Below are 16,665 nucleotides of genomic sequence, written 5' to 3'. Positions count from 1 at the left end.
TCGGGTGTCTGGCCTCTTATGCAATGCCGGTCCGGCGGGCATGAACGCCGCCGGACCGGACTTTGCCCTGCCGCCGGGCTGGGGGGGGCGGCAGTGCGGGGGGAACGGTCAGGCGATCAGTAGCCGAGCCCGTGGCGGATCATCGTGAAGGCGACGAAGAGCAGGTAGAGCCCGAAGACCGGCGTCAGGATGTGCTTGGGGATCTTGTGTGCTGCGGCCACGCCCCAGGGCGCCGAGATGATCGACGTCGCCGAGATCGCTACGACCGACAGCAGGTTGATATAGCCGATCGAGCCCACCGGCAGCCCTTGCGAACCAAGGCCGATGATCATGAAGCCGATGGTGCCGGGAATGGCGATGATGACGCCGATGCCCGAAGCCGTCGCGATCGAGCGGTGGATGTCGCGGCCGCACAGGGTCTGCACGATGATCGCGATGGTACCGCCGCCGATGCCAAGCAGCGAGGAGAAGGCGCCAAGGCCACCGGCGATGCCGACGCGGGCATAGCCCACCGGTAGTGTATCGGATACGCGCTTCTCGCGCAGCACCGGGTGGAGGAAATGGATCGCCATCAGAGCGACGCCGACACCGAAGATCATCGCCAGGCCGTTGCTCGACACGCGCGAGGCGAGCATCACGCCCACGCCGTCACCGATCACGATCCACGGTGCCCAGGTCTTGAGCATTTCGAAATCGACCGCGCCGCGCTTGGCCTGTGCATGGGTGGCGCGAATCGCGGAAATGATGATCGTCGCGAGCGAGGTGCCGATCGCGACATGCGCGATTTCGGACTTCGCCGCGCCTAACAGCGGCAGCATCACGAACAGCACGGGGACGACCACGAAGCCGCCGCCGATACCGAACAGGCCTGCCACGAAACCGGCTGCTACACCTGCCGCCAGTAGCATCAGCACAGGCATGCCCCACTGGGAAACAAGCTCCATCATGCCTGCGCACTCCTGACAGGGAGTGCATCGAAAACACAGGATACCGACTTCGTCACAGGCATTGGATCAGAACTCCCCTGAAAGCGTCAGTTGCACCGTGCGCGGAGACATCGGCCGATAGGTGGCCTCGCCGGACACGGTAGGATTGATGAAGGACAGCGCATCGCGGTCGAACACATTGTCGACGTTGAGGCGCAGGCGCATGTCCTTGAGCGGGCCGAGCCTGCGGGATGCCGCCAGTTCGGCATAGGCATCGACGACCAGCTGGCCGCCTACCGATTGCGTGTTGGCATAGTCGGCAAAGCGCCTGCCGGTGTAGCGGGCACTCACGCCGAGCAGCGACCAGCGCGTGGGTTCCACCGTGGCGCTGCCCGAGACGATCCAGCGCGCGCTGTCGGGCAGACGATTGCCCCGGATCGCCGTCGCCGCAGAGACGGTAGTTGCAGGCAGGTCGTCCAGGAACGTGGCATCGGAATAGGTCAGCGTGCCGGTGAAGTAGGCCTTATCGCCCAGGAACGCGGGCTTGACCGTGGCCGAGGCTTCGGCCCCGTGCGCTTCTACCGCGCCGACGTTGACGTAGTAGGTTTCCACCTCACTCGCATCGCCGGGCGCGGTTACGCTGAGCGCACTGATGAGGTTGCTGAAGTAGGTGTGGTAGAGCGTCGCCACGGCATAGAAACGCGGCTGCTTGGTCCGGATGCCGACCTCGAAATTTTGCGCACGCTCGGCCTTGGGTGTCGGGGCAAAGGCGGATGTCGAAGCGAACGCGGTAGAGGCGATCGTATCCATGCCCTTGGGCATCGCCATGTTCTGTGCGTAGCTGGCAAAGACCTGTGTGCGCTCGCCATCAAGGCGGTACAGCGCGCCAAGGCTTGGCAGGAAGCCATCGGACCAGTGCGCCTTGCCGCTCTGCGGTCCCCACCCCGGCGTCCCGTCCGCATGGGCATAATCATCGAAATCGCGATAGCCGGTCAGGCCATAGCGCATGTCGAGCCCCTTGATGCCCGCCTCGATGGTCAGCCGTCCCTGACCCGGCGTCCAGCGATCGCGCAGCCAGTATTGAAGCGTGTCACGATGCGAGCGGTAATTGCGGCGATAATAGACGACTTCATCGGCGAGCACAGCACCGTCCGGAGCGCCATCCTCCAGATTGAGCCGGTACTGCGTGCGGTGATAGCGGTCGCTCTCGATCCAGGCTCCGGCATCGATCCTGTGGTCGCCGATTTCCTGCGAGGCGCTGAGCACTGCGCCCTGGCGATGCCCGGTAAGCCCCGAATAACCGTACTGGACACCGCGCGGCGCGGTGACGGCGAGCCCGGCTTCTGCCTGCTCCGTATAATAGATCAGCGAGTTGGCATAACTGTCGGGCGAAACGCCATGGCCGGCCTTGTTCTCGCGGTACGTAGTCAGCTCCAGCGTGCTGCCGGATGCGGGTTCGAGATGCAGCGTCGCGCCATAAAGGCGATCGCTGCGCGCGTTCTTCGCAAGGCCTGCGTAGTAGGTATAGTCGGGATTGGAATAAGGCACACCCACCACGGTCTCGGGCAGGTTGAGCACCGTGCCGACATAGCCCCGATCGCGCCCGGTCTTACCGCCGAGATCGGGCGTCGTGCTGTCGTACTGCGCCTTGGTGAGCGAAGGACTGTCGGTATCGTCGAAGTCGTTGGCGACGAACTTCAGCCGCAGCCATGAATGAGCATCGATCCGGGCGTGAAGCTGGCCTTCCCAATGGGTACGATCGATTGATCCGGCACCGCGCCACAGATCGCTGTCGAGCCGGGTCCGGCTGATATAGGCCGAGAAAGGCCCGACCTTGCCGGTGGAGGCGCGCAGGAACGTGCGGCGCAGCGCGTCCGAGCCGAGCGACTGCGCCGCGAACAGGCCCGGCGCGTCCTGCGGCGCAATCGTCGAATAACGGATCATCGGCCCCAGCGAGGAATAGCTCGGCTGGGTAACATCCGAGGCGCCCGGCGAGGCCTCTACGCCCGCAAGGTTCTCGTTATCGACATAACGGAAGATCGGACTGCCCCCGAAAGCGTCGGAACGGCCCATCGGGATACCGTCGAGCACGAAACCTATCTCGTCGAGATTGAAGGCGCGCACCTGAACCGAATTGCCGAACTCGTAGAGGCCGAGCGGACCGTCGGTCTGGACATTAAAGCCGGGCAGGTACTCCAGCATCTTCAGGCCGGAAATCCCCGGCGGCGCGGAAAGCAGGGCCTTGCGGGTCACGCCAACGGTCTGCGTGGTGTGTCCGCTGCCTACCGCCTCGCTGCTGTCGGAAATCCGCTTGCCGGTGACGACGATCTGCTCGCCGGGGGCAGGGCCGCCCAGCGCAGTGATTGGCCGGGAAAGACCATGCCTCGGACTTACAGGAAGATTGTCGGTATCGCCGGGTGCCGCGCCTACGGCAACTGCGCTGGCACTGCGCGGCAGGCTGAGCACCACCACATTGTCGCGCATGCTGGCGATCCGCAGCGCGGTTCCGGCGATCAGGCGTTCGAGCGCCTGGCGATCGTCGAGGCGTCCCTTGACCGGGCGCGATCGCATCGCCTGAACGCCCTCGAACGGGAACAGGATGCGCAAGTTCGATTGCTCCGAAAATCGGGTGAGCGCTTGCGCCATGGGCTGGGCCTCGATCCGGTACGGGTGAACGTGCGCCTGTTGCGCGGCGTCGGGTGCCTCGGCCATGAGCAGCGGCGCGAATGGCAACAGGAGCCAGTATCGTCCTGTACCTCGCAACCCGACCCCCCTTTGGCCGTCGTCGTCCCTTGCCCATCCAGAACGGACCGCCGTCACGAAACCGCCATTGGTTCGCTCGATTTTTTTGCACTGCGGCAGGAACAATGTCCATGCGACAATTTTATGTCGCAAATTTGCTGGACAGGCGTGCGTATGCGTGGTGCAATGGAATGCACAGGGCAGGATATAACAAATCCGTACATTTGCGTGGAGAGGCGCTTCTTTATGGTTTCAACCGCGCACGGGTAACTGTGCCGGGGTCGCAGGGGGTTTCGATTGGGCGATACACGCGCCAAGCTGGACTGGTACAAGTCTGTCATCCTGCCGCATCAGGCCGCGCTGCGCTCGCGCCTCGTGCGGATCGTGACGGCGGGGCAGGACGCGGACGACATGGTCGCCGAAGTGCTGTGCCGAGCCTGGACCGTGGTCGAATGGGAACGTGTGATCCACGGCCGCGCCTATCTTTACAATATCGCCCGCAATCTCGTGATCGATGAAGCGCGGCGCAACAAGGTGGTTTCATTCGAGCAGATTGCCGATGCCGAACTGCTGCAGGCGGACACCAGTCTCGAAGGGCAGTTGCAGGCGCGCTCGGAACTGCGATGGCTGCACAATTTCCTGCCCGAGTTGCCGATCCAGGCACGCCGCGCGTTCCATATGCGCCGGGTTCAGGAAAAATCGGTGGCGGAAATAGCGGAAGTGATGGGTTTATCCGTTTCTACCGTAGAGAAACATTTGGCCAAGGCACTTGCACTCATTATGCAGGCGCGCAGGCAACGCGAGGAATTCGGCGGTGAACCAACAGGTTCCGGGGAGAACGGAACGAGCGGAGATCGAGGAGACGGCTGCACGGCACGCAGTTCGGTATCCTGATGCGGACGATGACGAACGGGCCGAAATCATGGCCTGGGTCGATGAAAATCCGTTCCATGCCGTAGCTTACGCTCAAGCAGAAAGTGCGTGGCAGGATGCCGAGCGGCTGAAAGCCCTCGGCGCCCGGTTCGATGAGGCGGCACGTCGTCGCGATCTGCCGACTGATCTGGTCGAGCCGGATGATTTTCCCGTTACCGATTCGGACGTGCGCCCCGGCCGCTCGTCGCGCCGTGGTGTCATCCTCAGCGGTGTAGCCGTGGCAGCCTTGCTGGGCGCCTGGCCTGCGCGACACCTTTTCGCGCCGCGCGGGGAGCAGATCGAAACGCGTTTCGGGGAAGTCCGCACGCTCCAGCTCGACGATGGCAGCACGCTGCATCTCAACACCGATTCCGCGGTCGAAGTCGCCTTTACCCGCGACCGTCGGTTCCTGCGCCTGCTACGTGGGGAAGGCACCTTCGACGTGGCGCACGATCCCGACCGGCCTTTCGAAGTCGAGACCGGGGATTCGATTACCCGTGCCATTGGCACCAGCTTCACCCTGCGACGCCAGCCCGACCGAGTGGATCTGACTGTGACAGAAGGCGTCGTCTCGGTTCGCGATGCCAGTCGCTATGCACAGGTTGCTGCGGGCAGCGGCGCGCGGATCGTCGATGGCGCGGCCATCGTGCCTGCGAAGCTGACCTCGCTGGAAATCGCGCAGCGCACTTCGTGGCAGGACCGCATGCTGGTGTTCGATGGCCTGACGATCGGTGAGGCCGCAGCCCAGTTCAATCGCTACCGCGCAAAGCCGCTCCGGGTCAGCGATCCGGCCGTCGCACAGATGCGTATCGGTGGCCGTTTCGGACTCAACGAATCCGATGTGTTTCTCGATGCCCTGCAATCTGGCTTCGGTGTGAGTGTTACGCGGGAGGCGGATGGATCGGTCCAGATCGGCACCTGATCCGAACGTTTCGATGACGGATATGAAAAAGGGGGCGCTCAGGCCCCCTTTTTTTGGTCTGTGCCGGGTTGTGCCCCGTCTCTACCCGGTCTTGACCCCATCTCTGCCGGTTTTAGCCCGGTTTACCGGCGGAACGCTGGCGAGGCGCGCCGCCGGCAGGGGACCAGATCAGAAACCGCGGGCGCGGCCTTCGCGACGCGGATCGGCACCGCCCAGATAACCGCCGTTTTTCACGATGATAGCCTGAATGCCGGACTCCTCTCCGCGCGCGGTGTCGAGCGGCATGTCGCGGTCGGCAAGGCCTTTCATGATGTCCGCCGGGAACGGATCGGCATTGAACTTATCCCCCTTGGCAACAAGGTTGGGCAGCGCCACGGCATCCTGCGGGCTCATCTTCCAGCCCAGAATCGCGACAAGGGCCTTGAGGTTGTAGGCCTGGATCGCGCTACCGCCCGGCGAACCGGCAGCAGCATAGAAACGACCGTTCTTCAATACGATAGCAGGCGCCATGCTGGAGCGTGGACGCTTGCCGGGGGCAGGCGCGTTGGCCGCCGGAACACCATCGGGATCCGTCGGTGAGAACGAACTGTCCGTCAGCTGGTTATTCAGGAAGAACCCATCGACCATACGTCCGGAACCGAAGATCGATTCCACCGTCGTCGTCATCGACAGGACGTTACCGTACTGATCTACCACGATAAAGTGGCTGGTTCCGCCCGGCTCCAGAGTCTTGTCTGCGGCATAATCCGGCGCGCCTTCAGGCTGGCCGAAGGTCACCGGTCCCGCCTTTTCACCGACCAGTGCGGCGCGCTTGGCGAGATATTCGGGCGCAAGCAGTCCGGCGAGAGGCACCTTCACGAAAGCGGGATCACCAACGTAGCGATCACGGTCGGCATAGGCGAGGCGGCTTGCCTGCGCGAATTCGAACCACGCTTTTTCGTCGCTCGCGTTACGCTTGGCAATGTCGGTGTGGCCAAGGATTCCCAGCGCCATTTGCAGCCCCGGACCGCCTGAAGGCGCCTGCGGCGTGCAGACCACGTAGCCGAGGAAAGGCTCGCACAGCGCGGGTTTTACAGTCGGGCGATAGGCAGCAAGATCGGCAAGCGTCATCGTGCTGGGACGCGGGCCTTCGTGCAGTCGCGCAACGATGTCCTGCGCGACAGGGCCGGTCAGCAGGCCGGAGGCGCCGAACTTGGCGATCAGGCCGAGGGTATGCGCATAAGCGGGATTTTTCAGAACGTCGCCCGCGACATAGCGTTCGCCGTCAGCCTTTGTGAAGTAGCGCACGGCATCGGGCGCCTTGGCCTGCGGTGCCTTCGAGGCGATCATCTTGGCAAGGCGTGGGCTGACCTCGAAGCCATCGGACGCGAGCTTTTCGCCCTGATCGAACAGGCTGGCCCAGGGCAGCTTGCCGTGGTCGCGATGCGCCTGATCGAGCATGGCGATAGCGCCCGGCACGCCGGTCGAAATCCCGCCGAGCACGGCATCGTAGAAGGGAATGGGCTTGCCCCGATCGTCGACGAACAGGCGGTTGGTGGCCCCGGCGGGCGCGAATTCGCGGCCATCGTAAGCCGTCACCTTGTGGGTCCTGGCGTCGTAGTAGACCATGAACGAGCCGCCGCCGAGGCCGGAACTCTGCGGCTCGACAAGTCCCAGAACGGTCTGGATCGCGACGGCTGCGTCGATTGCGGTGCCGCCACGCTTGAGGACGGCAACACCTGCCTCGGTGGCCAACGGATTGGCGGCCGCGACCATGGCATGGCGCGCGAAACCGGACTGGACGGACTTGGCCGTTTCGCTTGGCGACGCGACGGGGGCCTCTGCCCCGGCAGGCGCCAAAGAGGACAGGGCCAGAGCGAGAACTGAGGCGAGGGAACCGGCGGACAAAAGAAAGGCGCGCAAGTGGAGATCTCCGCGAAAGCCTTGGGAATATAAGAAAACAGGGAAGGGGGCCATGCATCGCTTAAGGGATTAGGGGGCGATGCATGGCCCAAGTGGTGCTTACCAGTTCAGGCTGGCACGCACGTAAAGGTAACGTCCGTTATACCCGAACGGCGAGTAGTACGGGAAACCGGTAACGCCGGTTGTATTCAGCGCGGCGGGAACCTTCTTGGGATAGACATCCAAGAGGTTGTTCGCGCCGATGGCGAGGTTGAACGGCTGATCCTTGGGCTGGTAGCGAAGCTCCAGATCGGTGATCGCGCGCTTGCCGGTGTTGAGATCGTTCGCGGCAGTCGTACCCGGCTGCAGCACGTTGCCGTAGTAGGTCACGCGTGCCGTGGCGCCCAGCTGGCCGCCGGTCCACACGACGGTGCCCGTCACCTTCTCGCCCGGCGTACCCGATTCCATAGTCAGGATGCGGCTGCGCGCGAACAGGGTCGACAGAGTGCTCGTGGGCACCTTGGTGACCTTGATCTGGTTGACATTGCCCGCCAGCGTGAAGTCGAAGCTGCCGACCTTGTCGGTGTTCCACTTGTAGTGCGCGACGGCATCGATGCCCTGCGTGGTCGTGGCCAGCCCATTGATGAAGAAGCGCGCTGCAGAGACGCCGGTGATGCCGGTGACGGGGATGTTCTCCGACAGACCGATCTGGTTGCGGACGTGGATCCGATAGCCGTCAACGGTCAGCGAGAAGCCGCCGGTGCGGAAGACGAAACCAGCCGAGAGGTTGGTCGACTTCTCGGGCTCGAGCGCCTTGCCGCCGAGCGATTCCGCGATGGCGGAGGTCGAAGGATACGTGCCGGTGTTGATCTGGCCACCGTCCTGAATAACTGAAGTGATCGAGGTGTAGTATTGCTGGATCAGGCTGGGTGCGCGGAAGCCGGTCGAAGCGGTGCCACGGATCGCGAACGAGGGCGTGAAGTCGTAGCGAGCCGTCAGCTTGCCGGTGCCGGTCGTGCCGAAGTCCGAATAGTCTTCCCCGCGACCGGCAAGACCAACGAACAGCTTGTCGGTGATCTGCGATTCCAGATCGAGGTAGATCGAACCGTTCTGGCGATGCTGGTTCACTTCGTTTGAAGGCGAGAAGCCCGGGAAGCCCTGCGCGCCCGGCGTCGCATTCGGGTATTCGGTGCCGTAACCGTAGGACGCATATTCGCCCGCCTGAACCTGATAGCTCTCGCGGCGACCTTCGACTCCCCATGCCACGTTCAGCGACTTGAAGACATTGAACTCCTTCGAGAAGTCCACGCCCGCTACCAACTGGTCGTAGGTCGATGCTCCATCGTAGAAATCGGTCTGCGTAGAAGCGCCGTAGGTGTAATTAGCCGAGTCACGCGTCCAGTAGTCGATCCGATTGCGCCCGTAGCTGACGTTGACGTCGGTTTTCCAGCCGGCGACCTCACCACGAAGACCTGCGGTGGCCGTAAGATCCTTGGAGTGCGTGTTGATCATCGGCAGGAAGCCGTCGGGATACAGGTCAGCAAGGCCGTAAGTGGCAGCAGCGGTCGCCAGACGCGGGAAAGCAGCCGACGACGAATTGCGGTACTGATAGCCACCGAAGGCATAGAGCGTCCACACGTCACCCAGCGGCTTGGCTGCATTGACGTAGCCGGTGTAGCTGGTCGATTCCGGATCGCCGAAACGATTGTCCACGATCGGATCGGCCAGACGCGGATCGACGTCGCCACGGCTCGTGGGGTTGCGGTGGGTGTATTCGCCCGAAACCGTCAGGAAGCCGTCATTGCCGAGCTTCATGCCCTGCCAGCCGGCTGCCGTGATCGTGCCTTCGCCGTTGACGTGGCGGCTGTCGCGCGCGGTATCGACGTCGGTGTCGTACATCCCGTAGGTAACAGTCGCGCCGCCGCCATGATCGGCTTCGCGCAGGCGCAGGTTGACGACACCGGCGATCGCATCCGAGCCGTACTGCGCCGAGGCGCCGTCACGCAGGACTTCGATCGACTGCAGCGCGGTCGAAGGAATGGTGTTGAGATCGGTCGCGGCCGAGCCACGGCCCACCGAACCGTTGACGTTGAGCGAGGCCGAGGTGTGCGCACGCACGCCGTTGATGAGCACGAGCGTCTGGTCCGGGCCCATGCCGCGCAGGGTGGCGGGGCGGATCGCATCGGTGCCGTCGGTCGCGGACGGACGCGGGAAATCGATCGAGGGCACGGAGTTCGCGAGTGCGGTCGCGAGTTCGGTGGTGCCCTGCTGCTTGAGGTCGTTGGCGGTGATCACATCGACCGGCGAGGCGCTGTCGAGCTTCGAGCGGCCCACGGTACGGGTGCCGGTGACGACGATTTCGTCTCCAGCGTCGGTGGCTGCGGGCGCAGTTTGCGCATGAACCACCTGAGCCTGGGCCATGGCAAAGCCGGAAGTGGCTGCCAGCACCAGAGCGTTCTTGAACGTCATTCTATTCTCCTCGCGCGACAGGGCCGATCCGGACGCCCGCCGCAAATTCCTGAACCTTGCTTCGTTTCTCTCCCGGATCGGCTTCCGGCATCGGTTGCGCCGACCCCGAAACCGTCAGTTCCCTATCCGCCACGCGACTGTTCTGCCGGTCTCCGCTTGTGCGGTCGACGCGGTTGACGGTTGGGTTACTGACCGGGAAAACGAATGGCAGATGAACACCCGCCATGGTCCAGCAGAATTTTTTGGATGAGGAGAAGGCTGGCTTGCGCAACGATCGTATGCGTTGAGCGAATACCATGCATTGATGCTGCCGCATCGCCCGATTGCCGGGCGATGCGGCGTAATCACATGCGTCAGGCCATCAGGATCTTGTCGAGGGCAAGGCAGAACTTCTGCATGTCCTCGGCAGACCCGACAGTGACGCGCGACATTTGCGGATATGCGCTCCACGAACGGCCGATCTGCACATTGTGCGCGAGGAATGCGGCCTGCATTTCCTTGGGCGTCTTGCCCTTCCATTCGACCATGAACATGTTCGCGTGGCTGCCGGGCAGGACGTTGAGACCACGGCTCTTGATGTGGGCGATGGTCTTTTCGCGCGCGGCGATCATCTGGCCGCGTCGTGCCGCGATCTGATCGGCGAGCGGCAGCGAGGCTGTGCCACAGGCAACGGCGGTCATCGGCAGCATGTTCGTGACCTGCATGCCGTCGTAGCGCATCATCTTGTCGTGGATCTGCTTCGATGCGATCGTCAGACCAAGACGCATACCCGCCATGCCGAACAGCTTGGAGAAGGTACGCATGACCATCACATCGTCGCGCGTGGCTGCGAGCTTGGCGGCGTTCTGCGTGCCGGAGAAGTGGATGTAGGCCTCGTCGACAACGAGAATGGCATCCTTGGGCTTGTTTTCGGCAAGCCAGACGATGTCCTCGATCGGCGTCAGCGTGCCGGTCGGATTGTTGGGCGAGCAGACGTAATAGAGCCCGGCATTCGGATCGGCGGCCAGCATGGCCTTCACGTCATGGCGATAGTCGGCAGTCAGCGGTGCCTTGGTGACCTTCACGCCGAGCCATGCGCCGGTGCGCCAGATCTGCTCGTAGGTCGGGTCGGCAGTCACGATACCGCGCGTCGGCGAAGCGAAGGTCACGGCGACGCGGTTGAGCGGATCGCTCGAACCGGGCCATGCCGTCACGCGCTCGACAGGAATGCCTTCGACCTGCGCAACGGCGGCAAAAAGCTTTTCGTGCTCGTCATCGGGCTCGTAGCGATTGCCTTCTGTGACCAGCTTCTGGCCCGCGGCGATGCCGGCGGGCAGGGGCCCGGTCCAGCATTCGTTCGAGCCGATACGCACGGCGCCGACTACGGCCTTGGCCGACTGCTGAGCAAATGCGGTCCCTGCGGTGCCCGCGAGAGCAACACCGCCGCCGAGAAGCGCAGCAATACGGCCAAGGTGACGGCGCGAGTAGCCGCGGCCCATCAGATCATCGCGGATTTCGGGCGCGATGGTTTCGGCCAGTTCGGTCTCGAGGTCGGTCATTGATGGAACTCCCTGTCGAATGTCTTGCCTGCGGTCAGAGCGTGACGGCGCGGCGAATTTGGAGAATGGCAGTGCAGTCGGTGCGGATCACGAACGCGTGCAGGAACTCGCTCCGATCTGTCCCGGATCGGGTCGGGTACATTGCTGCGTTGTGAAAGTGGTCCGTCCTGTCTGTTGAAACGAACGAAACGAAGATTTCCGCCATGGGGCCGCTGCATTTCTGACGATAATTTTTCGTCGCAATGCAGCGGCCTGGCTGTCAGTTCACGCGCGCGATCAGAAGTTCACGTTCACGCGAGCGTAGTAGTAGCCACCGTTGATGCCGTAGGGCGAGATGGTGGGGTAGACGCTGCTGGCGTAGGAGGTCGAGGCGATGCTGAGATATGCGTCGCGGATCTCCTTGGGCGTCTTGGTCGGGTACTTGTTGAACAGGTTGTTCGCACCGATCGAGAACTTGATCATGTCGGTGGCCTTGAAGCCCAGTTCGAGGTCGGTGATGAAGGCCGACTTGACCGGGGTCTCGATATCGCCCGAGCAATCGCAACCGGCAGGCGCTGCGGCCAGCGAAGAGACCTTCGAGTAGAAGTTCTCGCGGAAGTTCACGCTGAAGCGGCTCGATTCCCAGTAGGCGCTGAGGACCGAACGGAACTTGGGCGTGCTGTTCTCCAGCTGCCAGACCGAGTAACGGTTGATGAGTGCGGTGGCCGAAGGATTGATCGTGCTGGTGTACAGCGCAGACGGCAAGGCGTTGATCTTGTCGACCTTGTTGTCGTTGTAGTTGGCCGACAGACCCCAGTTGATCGTGCCGAAGCTGGTCGGCATGTCGTAGTGGGCGGCAAAATCGACACCTGTCGTGGTCATGTCGGCGCCGTTGACGAAGGTCTGCAGGCTGACCGCACCGCTCAGGTTGCGGGTGCCGTCATCGTTGGTGAGGACATAGGATGGGATGCTACCGCCAAGTGCCGCAGAAACGGCGTTATATACAGCCGCCTGGTTATAGATGTTGTAGTTGTCGGCGCTGTAAGGCGTGCAGCTTGCCGCGTTCGCACCCGAATAGCCCGCAGGGCAGTAACCACCACTGAAACCGTAATACGTGCTCGAAATCATGATGCGGTTGCGGATCTTGATGTAGTAGCCATCAAGCGTGAACGTCAGCCTGGAACTGGGCGTGAAGACGATGCCCGCACTGAGGTTGGTCGACTTCTCGGGCTTGAGGTTGCCGAAGCCCAGCGCCGCAGTGGAGGCCGAGTTCGCAGCGAACACGCCCGAAACCGATGTCGGGCTGACGTTGATACCGGAATAGTATTCCTCGGCCAGCGTCGGTGCGCGGAAACCGGTCGAGGCGGTGCCGCGGATCGCGAACATGGGCGAGAAGTCGTAGCGGCTGGTCAGCTTGAAGACGGTGGTATCGCCAAAGTCGCTGTAGTGCTCGTGGCGCACTGCGCCATCGACCAGCCAGTTCTCGGTCGGTTTCAGGCTGACATCAAGGTATTGCGAGAAGTTGGTTCGGTCATAGTTGCCGGCATTGGAGGGGGCGTAACCGAAGAAGGATTGCGCGCCCGCGCCATAATACGATGCCGGATCGCCTGCGACGATGCCATATGTATCGCGACGCCATTCAAGACCGCCGGCGATCGTCATCGGTTCGGAAAGGCCGATATCGATCGGATAGGTCAGATCGAGAGTATTGGCCCACTGCGAGGACTTGAAATCGCCGTTGTGGAACTCTGTCGGTGTGAATCCGGTGTCGGTGAGCAACTGGGCATTGGCCGAGTTCTGGACATAGACACCGACGAAATCGTTGCCGTAGGTCGTGGCCAGATCGAAGGTGCCCGCGCCCATCGGGCCCTTGAAGCCGGCGCCTACCGAATAATCGGTCTCCTTGATCGCTTCCAGCGGCGAGAAGCCGGTCGGGTAATAGGGTGTGCCTGTCGCGTAGTCGGACGTATCGGCCGAGTAGGTCACGATGCTCGGCGTGCGGTAGTTTTCGTAGGCACGCGCATATTTGTGGCCGTACGAACCGGTGGCGTAGAGTTGGTAATCGCCGAAATTGTACCCGGCATTGACCATGCCGACGGTCTGTTCGATCTGCGGATCACCCTCGATACGGTTGACGTAAGGGTAGTCCGACTGATTGACCGTATCGGGATACTTGGTCAGCAGCGAGGTCGCCGAGGTGGTGTTGTAGACGCGTGGGTCATAATCGCCGCGGAAGCTGAAGCCCTTCTTCTTCTTTTGCAGCGTGATGTTGACGAACGAGTTCTCGATCGGGGCGAAGCCGAAGTTCGCGCCAATGCTGTAGGTGTCGCCGCCACCATCCATGTACTGGCCTGCGGTCGCGTCGATCGAACCGCCGTGATCGGCGTCCTTGAGGATGATGTTGATAACACCGGCGATGGCATCGGTGCCGTACTGGGCGGCGGCACCGTCCTGCAGCACTTCGATATGGTCGATCGCTTCGGGCGGGATGAAGCTCATGTCCGGCGCCGCGCCGCCACCGTAGGGACCGCCCGAAACCGCGAGATTGGCCGTGCCGTGGCGTCGCTTGCCGTTGATCAGGATGAGCGTGTGGTTGGGCGAGAGGCCGCGCAGTTTCATCTGCAGGTTCATCGCCTGAAGGTCCGAACCGAACGCCTGCGCCTGGATGGTCGGCAGCGTCTGGGCAAGGCTCTGGACGAGGTCGGGCTGGCCGACACGCTGCAATTCCTTGTTGCTAAGCAACTGGATCGGGGCCGGGCTATCCGCCGCTTTCATGCCCGTCGTGCGCGTGCCGGTGACGATAATCGCCTGGCCTTCGCTTGCGGCGTCTGCCGGTGCGGCTGCGGTCGTGGCGGCGGTGGCCTGACCTTCGTCGGCTGCGCCGTTACCAGATGCTGCGTCTGCGGCGAAGGCAGGCTGTGCTGCGAACCCGAGCGCGACCGCAAGCGCGGCGCGCGAAACTGCTTCCCTGTACTGCATTTCGGTTAAAGCCCCCATGATGGCTGCAATGATGGTCGGCCTCCCCCGAGACGATCATTTTTATGTAATCGCAGCGCGCATCATCCTTACCCGTAAATGCAGAACGCATTTTCGGGGCTACGAAAGCGTCAAAATCCGCTCTTCGCATGATGAATTGCTCAGTTTTGCCATCACTTCGTCACGCAAAAGCCCCCCTATTGGCTGAATCGCGGACGCCTATTTGCTCCAACCCCTTAATATTGGAGCATTTCAGGATATTTTTCCTGAAGGTATTTTCCTGAAATTGGTACAAAGTTGGTGCATTAAAAATACTATATCAAAATTCTGCAAAGTCTGAGGCTTCGCTTTAGGAACATCGATGGAATGTATTTTTTGTTTTTCGTTTATCAGAACGAAGCGGAATGTGATTTCCGCCATCCCTATTTTCGAAAAATTTGATAAGAAAAATATGATTTACGCAACGATCAACGAATCCATAATCGCCTTTTGCGAAAAGGGCATAAGCTGACTCATGTCTATTCTAAATTGCGACAACGATAACGGCCATTGATCATCCCATTCCGATCAAAATGCCGCTTCAGGCCTCACCCTGGGCCCTTGTGTTCTTGATTGATATCGATGCTATCGGTCAGCAATCGAATGTCAACACGCGGTTACGCAATCGATGTAATTTTTTGTCAGTGGTGTGTCATTTCGCGATATATTGCGTCTTACGCATCTTATGGGCGCGCATACCTCTGCATCGGACGAAAGTTTTTTGGGGTGCTGCTTGCAGGAGTGACCACCCCCTCGAACGGGCCTTTCGGAATGGAAATTCTGCCTACGGATAGGGGGTCTTGGCGCCATCTGCACGGCCTCGTTGCGACCACGTCAAAGGATCGAGAAAGCCGCAATTCCGAATTGCTTCTGTGTAGCCCAGACAACAAAAAACCCTCGGTTTCCCGAGGGTTTTGTTGGTCGGGGAGAGAGGATTCGAACCTCCGGCCCCTGCCTCCCGAAGACAGTGCTCTACCAGGCTGAGCTACTCCCCGACCGATCGAGCGGTAAGAACCGCCCGAGGCAGGAGCGCGCCTATAAATAGCGAATCCGGGGCTGGCAAGAGGCGATTATAAACTTTCGAAATTTCCTTTGAAAAAAGGCCGATGCGCTCGCTGTGGCAGGCGCGTCACACGCAACCGGGGGCCGAGGCCTTCCGTGTCCGGCCAAGAATGCGTAAGCCAAAGACATGACCATCTCTGCCATGATCCCGCCACAGCCCGCTGCCGAATCCCCTCATTGGGAGGAGCAGTACCTCGATCTGATGCGTCGCATATGGGAATCGGGTGATGAACGGCGAGACCGTACGGGAGTGGGAACGCGCTCGTTGTGCGGTGCGACGATTCGCTTCGATCTGTCGGGCGGCACCATGCCACTGCTCACCACCAAAAGAGTCTACTGGAAAACCGCCACACGCGAACTGCTCTGGTTTCTGACCGGCGATACGAATATTCGCTCGCTCTGCGCGCAGGGGGTCGAGATCTGGACCGACTGGCCGCTCGATCGCTATCGCCGGGAAACGGGTGAGGCGATCGAGCGCGCCGATTTCTCGAAACGGATCGTCGAGGATGCAGCCTTTGCCGCGCAGTGGGGTGATCTTGGTCCGGTCTACGGCAAGCAGTGGGTCGACTGGCCGGTCTATGAGGCGGTTGGCGAAACCACCGCTGGCGAGGCGCTGTTCCGGCAGCGGCCTCAGGGGATCAACCAGATCGCGCAAGTAGTCGAATCGCTGCGGACCAATCCGGGCAGTCGCCGTCACATCGTCGAGGGCTGGAATGTCGCCGAACTCGATACGATGGCATTGCCCCCGTGCCACAAGACCTACCAGTTCCATGTCGCGGACGGGCGGCTCTCCTGCATTCTCTATCAGCGCAGCTGCGATCTCGGCCTCGGCTTTGCCTTCAACATGTGGTCGCTGGCGGCATTGACCCGGATGATCGCCCAGCAATGCGATCTGGAGCCGGGAGAGGCCGTGTGGATGGGCGGCGACGTACACCTCTATCTGAACCATGCCGCACTGGTGGAAGAGCAGCTTTCGCGACGCCCCGCCGGGCGGCCGGTCCTGTCTTTTGCACGGCGCCCCGAATCGATCTTCGATTACCGGATCGAAGACTTCGAAGTGCGCGATTATACGCCGCAAGGGCACATTTCCGCGCCGGTCGCCGTCTGAAAGTGCGCGATTGACATTGCTCATGCGTGAAATAATATGACCTTGTCGTAGAATTTTCGCATCCCGAGAAGGAGCCTGTTCTGCGATCCCGGATGCTTCGGCCCGGAACCC

Annotated in this window: 10 protein-coding genes and 1 tRNA gene; 4 read left to right on the top strand and 7 right to left on the bottom strand. The window is 61.7% G+C overall.

What is annotated here, in order from left to right:
- Positions 1 to 116: 116 nt before the first annotated feature.
- Entirely contained in the window at positions 117 to 944 is an 828-nt protein-coding gene (locus tag AC3EC3_RS04590) for a sulfite exporter TauE/SafE family protein (protein ID WP_488489198.1), read from the bottom strand.
- A gap of 69 nt (positions 945 to 1,013) precedes the next feature.
- A complete protein-coding gene (locus tag AC3EC3_RS04585) occupies positions 1,014 to 3,638 on the bottom strand; it encodes a TonB-dependent receptor (RefSeq protein ID WP_488488466.1) in 2,625 nt (874 codons plus the stop codon).
- A gap of 327 nt (positions 3,639 to 3,965) precedes the next feature.
- Here AC3EC3_RS04585 and AC3EC3_RS04580 point away from each other — a divergent pair, with 327 nt between their 5' ends.
- Both AC3EC3_RS04580 and AC3EC3_RS04575 read left to right on the top strand, forming a co-directional pair.
- The gene (locus AC3EC3_RS04580; protein ID WP_488488465.1) at positions 3,966 to 4,562 is read left to right on the top strand and encodes an RNA polymerase sigma factor; all 597 of its coding nucleotides are present in this window, start codon (positions 3,966 to 3,968) and stop codon (positions 4,560 to 4,562) included.
- A 28-nt stretch (positions 4,563 to 4,590) separates the two neighbouring features.
- On the top strand, positions 4,591 to 5,502 hold the full coding sequence (locus AC3EC3_RS04575) for a FecR family protein (protein ID WP_488488464.1): 912 nt from the start codon (positions 4,591 to 4,593) through the stop codon (positions 5,500 to 5,502).
- A 168-nt stretch (positions 5,503 to 5,670) separates the two neighbouring features.
- Here the strand turns inward: AC3EC3_RS04575 and AC3EC3_RS04570 are convergent, their stop codons facing one another.
- On the bottom strand, positions 5,671 to 7,458 hold the full coding sequence (locus tag AC3EC3_RS04570) for a gamma-glutamyltransferase family protein (RefSeq protein WP_488488463.1): 1,788 nt from the start codon (positions 7,456 to 7,458) through the stop codon (positions 5,671 to 5,673).
- Positions 7,459 to 7,503: 45 nt separating this feature from the next.
- Positions 7,504 to 9,852 carry a TonB-dependent receptor plug domain-containing protein gene (locus tag AC3EC3_RS04565; protein ID WP_488488462.1) on the bottom strand — a complete coding sequence of 783 codons (2,349 nt, stop codon included), beginning with the start codon at positions 9,850 to 9,852 and terminating at the stop codon, positions 7,504 to 7,506.
- Here AC3EC3_RS04565 and AC3EC3_RS04560 point away from each other — a divergent pair.
- The gene (locus AC3EC3_RS04560) at positions 9,842 to 10,102 is read left to right on the top strand and encodes a hypothetical protein (RefSeq protein WP_488488461.1); all 261 of its coding nucleotides are present in this window, start codon (positions 9,842 to 9,844) and stop codon (positions 10,100 to 10,102) included. The genes AC3EC3_RS04565 and AC3EC3_RS04560 overlap by 11 nt on opposite strands.
- Before the next feature lie 103 nt (positions 10,103 to 10,205).
- Here the strand turns inward: AC3EC3_RS04560 and AC3EC3_RS04555 are convergent, their stop codons facing one another.
- The 3 genes from AC3EC3_RS04555 to AC3EC3_RS04545 form a co-directional block, all read right to left on the bottom strand.
- Positions 10,206 to 11,390, bottom strand: coding sequence for a pyridoxal phosphate-dependent aminotransferase (locus AC3EC3_RS04555; RefSeq protein ID WP_488488460.1), 1,185 nt, complete (start codon positions 11,388 to 11,390; stop codon positions 10,206 to 10,208).
- A gap of 276 nt (positions 11,391 to 11,666) precedes the next feature.
- Complete coding sequence (locus AC3EC3_RS04550; RefSeq protein WP_488488459.1) at positions 11,667 to 14,348, bottom strand: TonB-dependent receptor plug domain-containing protein; 2,682 nt, start codon at positions 14,346 to 14,348, stop codon at positions 11,667 to 11,669.
- A gap of 954 nt (positions 14,349 to 15,302) precedes the next feature.
- Positions 15,303 to 15,379 (bottom strand) — tRNA-Pro (locus AC3EC3_RS04545).
- A gap of 194 nt (positions 15,380 to 15,573) precedes the next feature.
- Here AC3EC3_RS04545 and thyA point away from each other — a divergent pair.
- Positions 15,574 to 16,554: a thymidylate synthase gene (gene thyA, locus AC3EC3_RS04540; protein WP_488488458.1), complete on the top strand. Its 981-nt coding sequence runs from the start codon at positions 15,574 to 15,576 to the stop codon at positions 16,552 to 16,554.
- Positions 16,555 to 16,665 lie beyond the last annotated feature (111 nt).

The sequence above is a fragment of the Novosphingobium sp. BAM6 genome (genome assembly GCF_057784955.1).
The sequence above is the reverse complement of the archived record's forward strand: the minus strand, read 5'-3'. Positions and strand labels throughout refer to the sequence as shown.

Coding starts and splice junctions, on each gene's coding strand:
- AC3EC3_RS04590 (WP_488489198.1), bottom strand. CDS start 944: ATGGAGCTTGTTTCCCAGTGGGGCATGCCTGTGCTGATGCTACTGGCG.
- AC3EC3_RS04585 (WP_488488466.1), bottom strand. CDS start 3,638: ATGGCCGAGGCACCCGACGCCGCGCAACAGGCGCACGTTCACCCGTAC.
- AC3EC3_RS04575 (WP_488488464.1), top strand. CDS start 4,591: ATGGCCTGGGTCGATGAAAATCCGTTCCATGCCGTAGCTTACGCTCAA.
- AC3EC3_RS04570 (WP_488488463.1), bottom strand. CDS start 7,458: ATGGCCCCCTTCCCTGTTTTCTTATATTCCCAAGGCTTTCGCGGAGAT.
- AC3EC3_RS04565 (WP_488488462.1), bottom strand. CDS start 9,852: ATGACGTTCAAGAACGCTCTGGTGCTGGCAGCCACTTCCGGCTTTGCC.
- AC3EC3_RS04555 (WP_488488460.1), bottom strand. CDS start 11,390: ATGACCGACCTCGAGACCGAACTGGCCGAAACCATCGCGCCCGAAATC.
- AC3EC3_RS04550 (WP_488488459.1), bottom strand. CDS start 14,348: ATGCAGTACAGGGAAGCAGTTTCGCGCGCCGCGCTTGCGGTCGCGCTC.
- thyA (WP_488488458.1), top strand. CDS start 15,574: ATGACCATCTCTGCCATGATCCCGCCACAGCCCGCTGCCGAATCCCCT.